The organism is Micromonospora sp. LHW51205, assembly GCF_003315815.1.
Lineage (GTDB): Bacteria > Actinomycetota > Actinomycetes > Mycobacteriales > Micromonosporaceae > Micromonospora > Micromonospora chalcea.
The window spans coordinates 314,467-325,917 of sequence record NZ_QMEZ01000001.1; the positions used below are offsets into that span (position 1 = coordinate 314,467).

Annotated in this window: 10 protein-coding genes; 5 read left to right on the forward strand and 5 right to left on the reverse strand. The window is 72.9% G+C overall.

The features are described 5' to 3' along the window. Positions 1-144 precede the first annotated feature (144 nt). The 5 genes from DQE82_RS01440 to ftsY all read right to left on the reverse strand — a co-directional run bounded on the left by DQE82_RS01440 (position 145) and on the right by ftsY (position 6,367). A complete protein-coding gene (locus tag DQE82_RS01440; protein WP_113971820.1) occupies positions 145-2,409 on the reverse strand; it encodes a [protein-PII] uridylyltransferase in 2,265 nt (754 codons plus the stop codon). A 17-nt stretch (positions 2,410-2,426) separates the two neighbouring features. After that, positions 2,427-2,765, reverse strand: coding sequence for a P-II family nitrogen regulator (locus DQE82_RS01445; protein ID WP_174537509.1), 339 nt, complete (start codon positions 2,763-2,765; stop codon positions 2,427-2,429). A 25-nt stretch (positions 2,766-2,790) separates the two neighbouring features. Continuing rightward, entirely contained in the window at positions 2,791-4,086 is a 1,296-nt protein-coding gene (locus tag DQE82_RS01450; RefSeq protein WP_231915538.1) for an ammonium transporter, read from the reverse strand. A gap of 227 nt (positions 4,087-4,313) precedes the next feature. Beyond that, a complete protein-coding gene (locus DQE82_RS01455; RefSeq protein WP_174537508.1) occupies positions 4,314-5,177 on the reverse strand; it encodes an aminoglycoside phosphotransferase family protein in 864 nt (287 codons plus the stop codon). An 8-nt stretch (positions 5,178-5,185) separates the two neighbouring features. Beyond that, complete coding sequence (ftsY, locus tag DQE82_RS01460) at positions 5,186-6,367, reverse strand: signal recognition particle-docking protein FtsY (protein WP_043325927.1); 1,182 nt, start codon at positions 6,365-6,367, stop codon at positions 5,186-5,188. A 148-nt stretch (positions 6,368-6,515) separates the two neighbouring features. Here ftsY and DQE82_RS01465 point away from each other — a divergent pair, with 148 nt between their 5' ends. The 5 genes from DQE82_RS01465 to DQE82_RS01485 all read left to right on the forward strand — a co-directional run bounded on the left by DQE82_RS01465 (position 6,516) and on the right by DQE82_RS01485 (position 11,448). After that, entirely contained in the window at positions 6,516-8,228 is a 1,713-nt protein-coding gene (locus DQE82_RS01465) for an alkaline phosphatase D family protein (RefSeq protein ID WP_069088767.1), read from the forward strand. A gap of 13 nt (positions 8,229-8,241) precedes the next feature. After that, positions 8,242-8,667 (forward strand): MarR family winged helix-turn-helix transcriptional regulator, encoded by a 426-nt coding sequence (locus DQE82_RS01470; RefSeq protein WP_043325928.1) that lies wholly within the window; start codon positions 8,242-8,244, stop codon positions 8,665-8,667. A gap of 110 nt (positions 8,668-8,777) precedes the next feature. Further along, the gene (locus DQE82_RS01475) at positions 8,778-10,367 is read left to right on the forward strand and encodes an MDR family MFS transporter (RefSeq protein WP_069088753.1); all 1,590 of its coding nucleotides are present in this window, start codon (positions 8,778-8,780) and stop codon (positions 10,365-10,367) included. Between the two features lie 2 nt (positions 10,368-10,369). Beyond that, on the forward strand, positions 10,370-10,858 hold the full coding sequence (locus DQE82_RS01480) for a universal stress protein (protein WP_043325931.1): 489 nt from the start codon (positions 10,370-10,372) through the stop codon (positions 10,856-10,858). Between the two features lie 62 nt (positions 10,859-10,920). Continuing rightward, positions 10,921-11,448 (forward strand): DinB family protein, encoded by a 528-nt coding sequence (locus DQE82_RS01485; RefSeq protein WP_064447034.1) that lies wholly within the window; start codon positions 10,921-10,923, stop codon positions 11,446-11,448. The last annotated feature ends 3 nt before the right edge of the window (positions 11,449-11,451 follow it).

Sequence of the window (11,451 nt, forward strand, 5' to 3'; positions counted from 1 at the left end):
GGCCGATGGTCCAGCCCACCGTTAGGGTAGCCCGCCGCCCGCACCCTCGCTCCGGCCCGGCCGTCCACGGGCCCGCGCCGCTCGTCGGCCGGGTGTTAACAGGGGTCCCTTCCTCTACCGGAGGCGTTAACAAGGGGCCCTTCCTTACACGGCGGCGAGCACGGCGGCCTCGATGCGCGCTCGTTCCTCGTCCGAGGGCCAGCCGCCGACCAGGTAGAAGGCGTCCACCACGTCGCCGCCCAGCGTGGAGATCCGGGCCGCCCGCACCTGGGCGCCAGCCTCGTCGAGCGCGCAGGTGACCCGGTACAGCAGCCCGGCCGCGTCCGCGGCGCGCAGTTCCAGCAGCACCGCGTCGGTGGCCGCCTCCCGGTGCCAAACCACCCGGGGGGCGGCGCCCTGGCTGCGGGCGGCGAGCGCCCGGCCACGCAGCCGCTGATTCACCGAGACGTCGCCGCCGACCGCGCGGCGCAGGTCGGCGCTGAGCGCGATCGGGTTCGGCGCCAGCCCGTAGCGCGGCTGCACCCGGCACTGCACCAGGGCGCGGCCGTCCACGGTGGCGGCGTCCGCGGAGATCACCTCGAGGCGGTGCAGGGCCAGGCAACCGGCGACCGTGGCGAGCAGTCCGCGCCGGTCCGCCGCGGCCACCGACACCCGGTCCTCCCCCAGGTGTACGACAGGCAGCGGCCCGGCCACGAGCGCCGGGTCGGGGGCCGGCGGAGCGGGCACCACGCCGGTGTCCAGGGTGGTGCGCACCCGGGCCACCAGCTCGGCGATCAGCCGGCCCTTCCAGGCCGACCAGGCGGCCGGGCCGGTGGCGGCGGCGTCGGCGCGCACCAGGGCGTGCAGCAGTTCCAGCGTGGCGGTGTCGCCGACCCGCTCGGCGACACCGGCGACCGTCTTCGGGTCGGACAGGTCGCGGCGGGTCGCCACGTCGGGCAGCAGCAGATGCAGCCGGACCAGCGTGCCGATCAGCTCCGCCTCGGCCGGTGGCAGCCCGACCCGGGCGGCCACCGCCTCGGCCAGCGGCGCGCCGACCGTCGAGTGATCTCCTTCCAGCCCTTTGCCGATGTCGTGCAGGAACGCGCCGAGCAGCAGCAGGTCGGGGCGTTCCACGTCGCGGGTGTGCCGGCTCGCCTCGTACGCGGTCTGCACCAGGTGCCGGTCGAGCGTGAACCGGTGCACCGGGTTGTGCTGGGGCAGGCTGCGCATCCGGGTCCACTCGGGCAGCCAGCGGTCGATCAGCCCGTACCTGTCGCAGGTCTCCCAGGCGGGCACCAGGCCGGGACCGGCGCCGAGCAGCGTGATCAGCGCGGCCCGTGCCGCCGGCGGCCAGGGCGCGGGCAGCGGCGGACAGTACGCGGCCAGCCACTCGCAGGTGGCCCGCGCGATGGGCAGCCGGGTGGTGGCGGCCGCGGCGGCCACCCGCAGCGACAGGCTCGGGTCGGGGCGGGCCCCGATGGCGGTACGGGCGAGCACCAGTTCCCCGTCCTGCTCGACCACGTCCCGCGCAACCGGGCGGCGCAGCGGCCGGCCGGGGGCGGCCCGGTGGCGGCCGGAGCGGAGCCGGTCGGCGGCCCGCCAGGCGTCGTCCAGGGCATGGCTGACGGTGCGGGCGTCGCCGGCCACGAGCCGCAGCAGCGCGTCGCCGTCCTCGGCGCCGAGCAGCCGCGCCACGCCGTCGCGTTCCTGGGCGACCAGGCGGTCGACCCGGCGGCCCACCTGCTGGTGCAGCGCGTCGCGGGTGTCCAGCAGCCGCCGGTGCGCCGCGTACACGGCCGGGCGGAGCGCGTCGGTGACCCCGGCGGTGGCGATGGCGCGCAGGATCCCCACGTCGCGCAGCCCGCCGGCCGCCTCTTTGAGGTCGCCTTCGAGCAGGAACGCCAGTTCGCCGTGCGCCTCCCAGCGCGCGGCGGTGATCTCGCGCAGGCCGGGGAGCTGGCGGATCGCGGTCCGCCGCCAGTGGTCGGTGGCGGTACGCGCGAGCTGGTCGGTGAGCGCCGGGTCGCCGGCCACGTGCCGGGCGTCGAGCAGGCCGAGGGCGACCTTGACGTCGTCCTGGGCCACCGACAGCGCCTCGGCGACGGTGCGTACCGAGTGGTCCAGCCGCAGTCCGGCGTCCCAGATCGGGTACCAGAGCGACGCGGCCAGCTCGTCGATGCCGGGGACCCCGGCGTGCAGCAGCACCAGGTCGAGGTCGCCGTAGGGGGCGCACTGGCGGCGGCCCAGTCCGCCCACCGCGACGAGCGCCACCCCGTCCCGGTCCGGGAAGGCCCGGCGCAGCCAGGCGTCGAGCGCCTCGGCCCGCGCGTTCCGGGCCGGCTCACCGATGCCCCCGGGTACGCCGACGACCTCGTTGACCACGGGCACGCCGTCCCCGGTGAGGGTGGCAGCCGTGGTCAACGAGGTCACGTCGGCAGGTCCGGCCGTCAGAGGGCGTCGAGCCCGCGCTCGCCGGTACGCACCCGGACGACCTCTTCGACGCCGGTCACCCAGACCTTGCCGTCGCCGATCTTGCCGGTCCGGGCGGCGCCGACGATCGCGTCCACGATCTTGTCGACGTCGATCTCGTCGGTGAGCACCTCGACCCGGATCTTGGGCAGGAACTCGACCGTGTACTCGGCACCCCGGTAGACCTCGGTGTGCCCCTTCTGCCGGCCGTAGCCCTGGACCTCGCTGACCGTCAGCCCGGCCACGCCGAGGGCGTGCAGAGCCTCCTTCACCGCGTCCAGCTGGTACGGCTTGATGACCGCGGTCACCAGCTTCATGTCCAACCCCTCCATCCCAGGAACGTTAACCGGCGACCTTCTCGCTGACCGGCGCGGACTCGTCCGACTCGGCGGCGGGCTCCGCGCCGGGCTTGCCGGCTCCGATCCCGGCCATCGCGAACGCGCCACCGCCGCTGCCCGTGGTGGGCGACAGGTCGTAGCCGCTCTCCGCGTGCTCGGCGATGTCGATGCCGTCGACCTCGGCCTCGGCGGAGACCCGGAGGCCGATCGTCTTGTCGATCACGAAGCCGAGAGCGTAGGCGACGACGAAGGAGTAGACGCTGACGATCAGCGCGCTGATCGCCTGCTTGCCGAGCAGGCTGGCGTCGCCGCCGACGAACAGGCCGTCGGTCTCCACCAGCGAGCTCACCGAGGCGGTGCCGAACAGGCCGATCCAGAGGCAGCCGATCCAGCCGCCGACGAAGTGCACGCCGACCACGTCGAGGGAGTCGTCGTAGCCGAGCCGGTACTTCAGACCGACCGCGAGGGCGCAGACCGCACCGGCCACCACGCCCAGCAGCACCGCTGCGGCCGGGGTGATGAACGCACAGGCCGGGGTGATGGCGACCAGACCGGCGATGGCGCCGGACGAGGCGCCGACCAGGGTCGGCTTGCCGTCACGCACCCACTCCACCACGATCCAGCCGAGCAGCGCCGCGGCGGTGGCGACCTGGGTGTTGATGAACGCCAGCGCGGTGACCCCGTCGGCGGTCAGCTCGGAGCCGGCGTTGAAGCCGAACCAGCCGAACCACAGCAGCGCGGCGCCGAGGGCGACCATCGGGACGTTGTGCGGCTTCATGCTCTCGCGCGGCCAGCCCACCCGCTTGCCGAGCACGAGCACCAGCGCGAGCGCCGCGGCGCCGGCGTTGATGTGCACGGCGGTACCACCGGCGAAGTCCAGCGCGCCGATGTCGCCGCCGATCAGCCCGCCGCCCCAGACCATGTGGGCGACCGGGAAGTAGACCAGGGTCGCCCAGCCGAACGCGAACAGCAGCCAGCCGGCGAACTTCACCCGGTCGGAGAGCGCGCCGCTGATCAGCGCCACGGTGATGACCGCGAACATCATCTGGAAGGCGATGAAGACGTAGATCGGGATTCCGGTCTCGCCCCACAGGTCGTTCTCGCCGACGAACGTCTTGGTGCCCAGGTACTGACCGAGGTCACCCCAGAACTTGCCGCCCTCGCCGAAGGCGACGGTGAAGCCGTAGAAAAGCCACAGGATGCTGACGAGCCCGATGGACGAGAAGCTCATCATCATCATGTTCAGAACGCCCTTGGACCGGTTCAGGCCGCCGTAGAACAGCGCGAGACCGGGGGTCATGAGCAGCACGAGGGCAGTCGAGACAAGCAACCAGGCAGTGTTCCCGGTGTCGATCTCCACGCTGCCTCCTCTCGTTGTCGTATTCCTCCCTCCGACTGAAGACCTGGCAGCATCGCCCGTCAGCCGGTTGCGCGGAAGCTTTGTCGCCGGCTGTTTCCTTCAGCGACACCCCGCGATTTCCGACACGTGACGGGTTGTTTCCGGCGTGTGAAGAACGCCGATCTTGCTCAGCGGAGCGCGTACTCCAACTGGTGCCGCTCGTAGTCGAGCAGCCGCAGGTCGCGCATGGGGCGACGCAGGTGGCCCTTGTGGACGATCCGGACGAAGGCCGGCTCACCGGCGGCGGCCATCCGCCGGATGCCCTCGACGTGGTCGACGATGCGCTTGCGGATGGTGCGGATGAGCCGGTGCCGGTCGCGCGGGATCAGCCCGTACGCGTCGGCGAACAGGCGCAGCCGGCGCGGCCGGTCGGGGCGCTTCCAGCCCAGCGTCACCGAGTCGCGGTCGGAGAAGATCGGCACCCAGGTCCAGGCCGCGTACGCCACGTCGTAGATGCGGGCGCCGGGCGAGGCGAGGTCGAAGTCGATCAGCCCGAGCGTGCCGTCCGGGCGCCAGATCACGTTGTGCGGCGCGGCGTCGTGGTGACAGATCACCTCGGTGTCCGGCGGGGGCGGCCCGAACGAGCGCCAGACCGCGCCGGGCGGCGGGGTGAAGCCGTACTGCGCGTCGTGGAACATCCGCAGCATGGTGGCCACCGTGACCAGGGCCTCGTCGGTGACCCAGTGCGGGGCCAGCGGGTACTCCCCGCACTCCCCCTCCAGGTACGACAGGACCTCGCGGTTGCGCTCGTCCATGCCGAGCGCGCGGGGCGCGCCGGTGAAGCCGACGTATTCCAGGTGGCGCAACAGCGCGTGCACGGAGGGCGTCCACGGGCCGGCGTTGCGCCGGACCGTGTCTCCGACACGGACCACTGTGCTCACGTTCCCGCCGTGCAGCGGGATCTCCTGCGAAGTCACGTACGGTCTCCCGAGGCGTGGCGACGGGTGGCTGGGGTCGCGCCACCCCGCGTAGGCGCGATCGTCAGTCGTCACGGGAGAGGTTACGCGTCCCGGGCGAGCGGCTCGGTGCCGAGCAGCGCGTCGACGAACTGGGCCGGGTCGAACGGGGCCAGGTCGTCCTTGCCCTCGCCGAGGCCGACCAGCTTGACCGGGATGCCGAGCTTGCGCTGCACGGAGATCACGATGCCCCCCTTGGCCGTCCCGTCGAGCTTGGTCAGCACCACGCCCGTCACGTTGACCACCTCGGTGAAGACCCGCGCCTGCTCCAGCCCGTTCTGGCCGGTGGTGGCGTCGAGGATCAGCAGCGTCTCGTCGATCGGGCCGTGCTTCTCCACGACGCGCTTGACCTTGCCCAGCTCGTCCATCAGGCCGATCTTGTTCTGCAGCCGGCCGGCGGTGTCGATGAGCACGGTGTCCACGCCGGTGTCGATGCCGCGCTTGACGGCGTCGAACGCGACGCTGGCCGGGTCGGCGGCCTCGGGCCCGCGGACCGTCTCGGCGCCCACCCGGCCGCCCCAGGTCTCCAGCTGGTCGGCGGCGGCGGCCCGGAACGTGTCGGCCGCGCCGAGCAGCACGCTGCGGCCGTCCGCGACCAGCACCCGGGCGATCTTGCCGCAGGTGGTGGTCTTGCCGGCGCCGTTCACGCCGACCACCAGCACGACCGCCGGGACGCCCTCCTTCGGGGCGGTCCGCAGCGAGCGGTCCAGGCTCGGGTCGAGCGCGTTCACCAGCTCGGCGGCGAGCAGCGCGCGCAGCTCCTCCCCGGTGCGGGTGCCGAGCACCCGGGTCCGCTCGCGCAGCCGGTCGACGATCTCCCGGGTGGAGTCGATGCCGACGTCCGCGGTGATCAGGCTGTCCTCGATCTCCTCCCAGGTGTCCTCGTCCAGCCGGTCGCGGCTGAGCAGGCCGAGCAGGCCCTTGCCGAAGACGTTCTGCGAGCGGGACAGCCGGGAGCGCAGCCGGACCAGCCGGCCGGCGGTCGGCTCCGGCACCTCGACCGGGGGCGCCTCCACCGGGGGCGCCTCGACCACCACGCCGGTGGTGAGGTCCGCCTCCGGAGCCTCGACCGGCGGGCCGGCCAGATCCTCCTCGGCCCGGGTGTCGACCTCCGTGCGCGGCAGCGGAGGCTCCGGCCGCCGGCGCAGCCGGGGCACCACGAGGCTCAGGCCGCCGATGATCAGCACGCCGAGCAGGGCGAGAGCGACGAGGAGGTATTCCGTCATGCCCGAAATCCTGTCAGATGCCGGCGACGGCGTCCCACTCACCGCCTCGGCACGCGAACAACCTGCGGGTACGCTCACACCGGAAGGCGTACCGCAACCGCCGGCCGGGTAGGGAACAGCCGAAACGATCTTGTCGGAGGTGGATGTCGTGCCCGGTTCCCGCCTGCTCATCGGCCCGTTGCTGCGCCGGGTCGTCGACACGCGGGCGACCGTCTGGGTGGAGACCAGCTCGCCCGCCGTGGTCACCGTCCGCACGGCCGACGGCGCCACCGGCAGCGCGCCCACCTTCTCCGCGTACGACCACCACTACGCGATCGTGGTGGTGACCGGGCTCACCCCGGACAGCGCCACCACCTACGAGGTGCTGATCGACGACGAGGTGGCGTGGCCGCTGCCGGACTCGTCGTTCCCGCCCAGCGTGATCCGGACCCGCGCGCTCGACGACGCCGACCAGCCGGTGCGGCTGCTGTTCGGCTCCTGCCGGGAGACCACCCAGCACTCCACCGCGCGCAAGCTGCCGCCGGACGCGCTCGACGCGTACGCCCGGCGGGTGATGGCCGCGCCCGAGCAGGCCGTGCTGCCCGACCTGCTGGTGCTGCTCGGCGACCAGGTGTACGCGGACGAGACCTCGCCGACCGTGCGGCGGCTGCTTAAGCGCCGCCGCAAGCGGCCGAAGGACGCCCCGGCGACGCAGGTGGTGAGCTTCGACGAGTACACGAAGCTCTATCTGGAGTCGTGGCGTGACCCGGAGATCCGCTGGCTGCTCTCCACCGTGCCGAGTGTGATGATCTTCGACGACCACGAGGTGATCGACGACTGGAACACCTCGCAGTCGTGGCGCGCGGACATGCGCGAGCAGCCGTGGTGGGCCGAGCGGATCCGCAGTGGCCTCGCCTCCTACTGGGTCTACCAGCACCTGGGCAACCTGAGCCCGGACGAGATCGCCGCCGACCCGGTGTACGCGAAGGTCATCGCCGCCGAGGACGCCACCGGCGTGCTGCACGAGTTCGGCGAGCGGGTCGACAAGGAGGCCGACCTGGCGCACGACACCGAGCGCTGGCGGGCCGTGCAGTACCAGTGGAGCTACGCGCTGGACCTGGGCCGCACCCGCCTGGTGATGCTGGACAACCGGTCCAGCCGGGTGCTCCTGCCGGGCAGCCGGGCGATGCTGCCGCCGGGCGAGTGGTCGTGGTTCCTCGACCAGGCGCACGGCGAGTACGACCACCTGGTGGTGGGCAGCTCGCTGCCGTGGCTGCTGCCACCGGGTATCCACCACGTCGAGGCGTGGAACGAGCGCCTGGCCGACTCCGGCCGGCCCTGGGTGGCCCGGATCTCCGAGCAGATCCGCCGGGCCCTGGACCTGGAGCACTGGGCGGCGTTCCGGCGCTCGTTCGAGGCGCTGGGCGAGCTGTTCGCGCGGCTGGGCAGCGGCACCGCGCCGCGCACCGGTGCGCGGGTGGGCGCCGGGCCGGCGTACGCGCGACCGGCGTCGATCAGCGTGCTCTCCGGGGACGTGCACCACTCGTACGTGGCGCGGGCCCGGTTCGCCGACCGTGACGTCCGCACGCCGGTGCACCAGCTCACCTGTTCACCGATCCACAACCAGGTGCCCGCCGGCATGCGCCCGCTGATGACGCTGGGCTGGAATCCCGGCCCGGCCGGGGCGACCCGGGCGCTGGCCCGTGCGGCCGGGGTACGCCGCCCGCCGGTGCGCTGGCGGAAGCTGGCCGGGCCCTACTTCGGCAACGCGGTGGCCACGCTCACCCACCGGGGCCGTGAGGCCGCCGTGGTGATCGAGGGCACGACCAGCGACGGCGAGCTGCGCCCGGTGGCGCAACAGCAACTCAGCGACGGGGACTGAGTACCCTCTGAGCGTGGACGAGACGCTGCGCGCCGTGGAGCACGAGTTGACCGCGTTGCTGCGCAGGGGCCGGGCGCTGTCCTGGGAGATCGCCCGCGAGGTCCACCCGAACCTGGAGCCCAACGCGTACGGCCTGCTGCTCTGGCTGCGGCGGTCGGGGTCGATCCGGCTCACCGACCTGGCCGTCAAGCTGGGCATCGGCAAGGGCACGCTGAGCCGGCAGATCGGCGGGCTGGAGGCGCTGGGCCTGGTACGCCGCGACCCGGACCCCACCGACCGCCGGGCGGCCCAGCTGAGCCTGACCGAGGAGGGCACCCGGCGGTTCGACGCGGCCCGGGCGGCGCGACTCGGACAGATCAGGCGTTCGCTGGAGAGCTGGCCGAAAGAGGACGTGGCGGACCTCGCCCGGCTGATGCACCGCTTCAACGAGTCGTTCTAATCTTCCGGCGAGGGGGAACAAACCCGACCCGGCAAGAGTTGTTGCTCAAGGCAACGGCTTCTACGGTTGCCCAAGGCAACCTTTCTCCCCCGCTCCGGAGGCAATCCACGATGACCCAGGCGACTGCGCCCGCGCGGGCGACCGCCGTCGACATGTCCCACCGCCAGATCCTGGAGGCGCTCTCCGGCCTGCTGCTGGGCATGTTCGTCGCGATCCTCTCCTCCACGGTCGTCTCCAACGCGCTGCCGCGGATCATCACGGACCTGCGCGGCGGCCAGTCCGCGTACACCTGGGTGGTCACCTCGACGCTGCTGGCGACCACCGCGACCACGCCCATCTGGGGCAAGCTGTCCGACCTGTTCAGCAAGAAGCTGCTGGTCCAGATCTCCCTGGTGGTCTTCGTGCTGGGCTCGGTGCTCGCCGGGCAGGCCCAGACCACCGGCGAGCTGATCGCCTGCCGGGTGGTGCAGGGCGTCGGCGCGGGCGGCCTCACCGCCCTCGCCCAGGTGATCATGGCGACGATGATCGCCCCGCGCGAGCGCGGCCGGTACAGCGGTTACCTCGGCGCAGTGATGGCAGTCGGCACCATCGGCGGCCCGCTGATCGGCGGCGTGATCGTGGACACCTCCTGGCTCGGCTGGCGCTGGTGCTTCTACGTCGGCGTGCCGTTCGCCGTACTCGCCCTGATCGTGCTCCAGCGGACGCTGCGCCTGCCGGTGGTCAAGCGCGACGTGAAGATCGACTGGTGGGGCGCCACCCTCATCACCGCCGCCGTCTCGCTGCTGCTGGTCTGGATCACCCTGGCCGGCGACAAGTACGACTGGATCTCCTGGACCAGCGGCGCCATGGTGGCCGGCGCCGCGCTCCTCGGCGCGCTCGCCGTCCGGGTCGAGAAGCGCGCCGCAGACCCGATGATCCCGCCGCGGCTGTTCCGCAACCGCACCATCACGCTCGCCGTGATCGCCAGCATCGCCGTCGGCGTCGGCATGTTCGGCGCCTCGGTGTTCCTCGGGCAGTACTTCCAGATCAGCCGCGGCGCCAGCCCCACCATGTCCGGCCTGATGACGCTGCCCATGATCGGCGGCCTGCTGGTCTCCTCGACGGTGGTCGGCCGGATCATCACCAGCACCGGCCGCTGGAAGAGCTGGCTGGTCATCGGCTCGGTGCTGCTCACCGCCGGCTTCGCGCTCATGGGCACCATGCGGGCCGACACGCCGTACTGGCGCCTGGCCGTGTTCATGGCGCTGATCGGTCTCGGCGTCGGCATGAGCATGCAGAACCTGGTGCTCGCCGTGCAGAACACGGTCCGCCCGGACGAACTCGGCGCGGCCAGCTCGGTGGTGTCCTTCTTCCGCAGCCTCGGCGGCGCGATCGGCGTGAGCGCGCTCGGCGCGATCCTCGGGCACCGGGTCACCGGCTACCTGGCCGACGGTCTGAGCCGCCTCGGCGTCCCGGCCTCCGGCTCGGGTGGCGGCGGCTTGCCCGACGTGCACACGCTGCCCGGGCCGATCCGGGACGTGGTCGAGGCCGCGTACGGGCACGCCGCCGGTGACATCTTCCTGGCCGCCGCCCCGTTCGGGCTGCTCGCCCTGATCGCGGTGGTCCTCATCCGGGAGGTCCCGCTGCGCCGCTCCAACGCCGAGCCGGTCCCCGCCGGGCCCGAGAAGGCCGCGGCGATCCCGGCCGGAACGCGGGACTGACCATGGACGCCGCGGAACGTGAACGGTACGGCCCGCGGACCCGGCCGTCGCCCTACGAGCGGGGTACGGACGGGCCGCGGGTGGTGCTCGTCGGCGTGGACGGCAGCCGCACCTCGATGCGTGCCGCCGCGTACGCCGCCGGACTGGCCCGGCGGCAGGGCGCCACGCTGGTGGCGGTGTTCGTCAGCTCGCCGGCCTCGTACAGCGCGATGCTCTCCGGCGTGGTGGCCGGCGCGGTCCAGCAGACCCACGACGAGCTGGCCGCCGAACTGCGCGCGGAGTGCCGGCGCGGGGCCGAGGAACTGGACCTGCCGGTGACGTTCCTGTGCCGGCGCGGCGACGCCTACACCGAGCTGTGCCGGGCCGCCGACGAGCACCGCGCCGACATGGTGGTGGTCGGCTCGTCCGAGCAGGCCGGGCACAAGCTGGTCGGCTCGGTCGCCACCCGGCTGGTCCGTACCGGCCGGTGGCCCGTCGTCGTGGTGCCCTGAAAGGAAGGGCCCCCTGTTAACGCCTCGCGTTGTGCAGGGGGCCCCTCTTAACATCTGCGCCCATGACCTGGACCGTGCCTGAGATCGACCGCCGCCACGAGCCCTACGTCGCCGACGAGCGCACCATGCTCGAAGGCTGGCTCGACCACCATCGCGACACCCTGGTGCACAAGTGCGCCGGACTCACCGCCGAGCAACTGCGTACCCGCAGTGTCGAGCCCTCCGGGCTGACGCTGCTCGGCCTGGTCCGGCACATGGCCGACGTGGAGCGGTGGTGGTTCCGCATCCGCGCCGCCGGCCAGGACGTGCCGACGCTCTACGACTACAGCGTGGACCCGGACGCCGACCACAACGACGTCGCCGACGCCGACCCGGCCGAGGCGTTCGCCACGCTGCGCGCGGAGATCGAGGCGGCCCGGGAGGCGGTCGCCGGCCTGCCGCTGGAGCACACCTTCCGCCATCGCCGGGGCGACACCGTCAACGACGTCAGCCTCCGCTGGGTCTACGTCCACATGATCGAGGAGTACGCCCGGCACAACGGCCACGCCGACCTGATCCGGGAACGCATCGACGGCGTCACCGGCGCCTGAGCC

Bases quoted from the DNA above. Each gene is read 5' to 3' on its own strand.
- DQE82_RS01450 (WP_231915538.1), bottom strand. From the start codon at position 4,086: ATGACCCCCGGTCTCGCGCTGTTCTACGGCGGCCTGAACCGGTCCAAG.
- ftsY (WP_043325927.1), bottom strand. From the start codon at position 6,367: ATGACGGAATACCTCCTCGTCGCTCTCGCCCTGCTCGGCGTGCTGATC.
- DQE82_RS01475 (WP_069088753.1), top strand. From the start codon at position 8,778: ATGACCCAGGCGACTGCGCCCGCGCGGGCGACCGCCGTCGACATGTCC.
- DQE82_RS01480 (WP_043325931.1), top strand. From the start codon at position 10,370: ATGGACGCCGCGGAACGTGAACGGTACGGCCCGCGGACCCGGCCGTCG.
- DQE82_RS01485 (WP_064447034.1), top strand. From the start codon at position 10,921: ATGACCTGGACCGTGCCTGAGATCGACCGCCGCCACGAGCCCTACGTC.
- DQE82_RS01445 (WP_174537509.1), bottom strand. From the start codon at position 2,765: ATGAAGCTGGTGACCGCGGTCATCAAGCCGTACCAGCTGGACGCGGTG.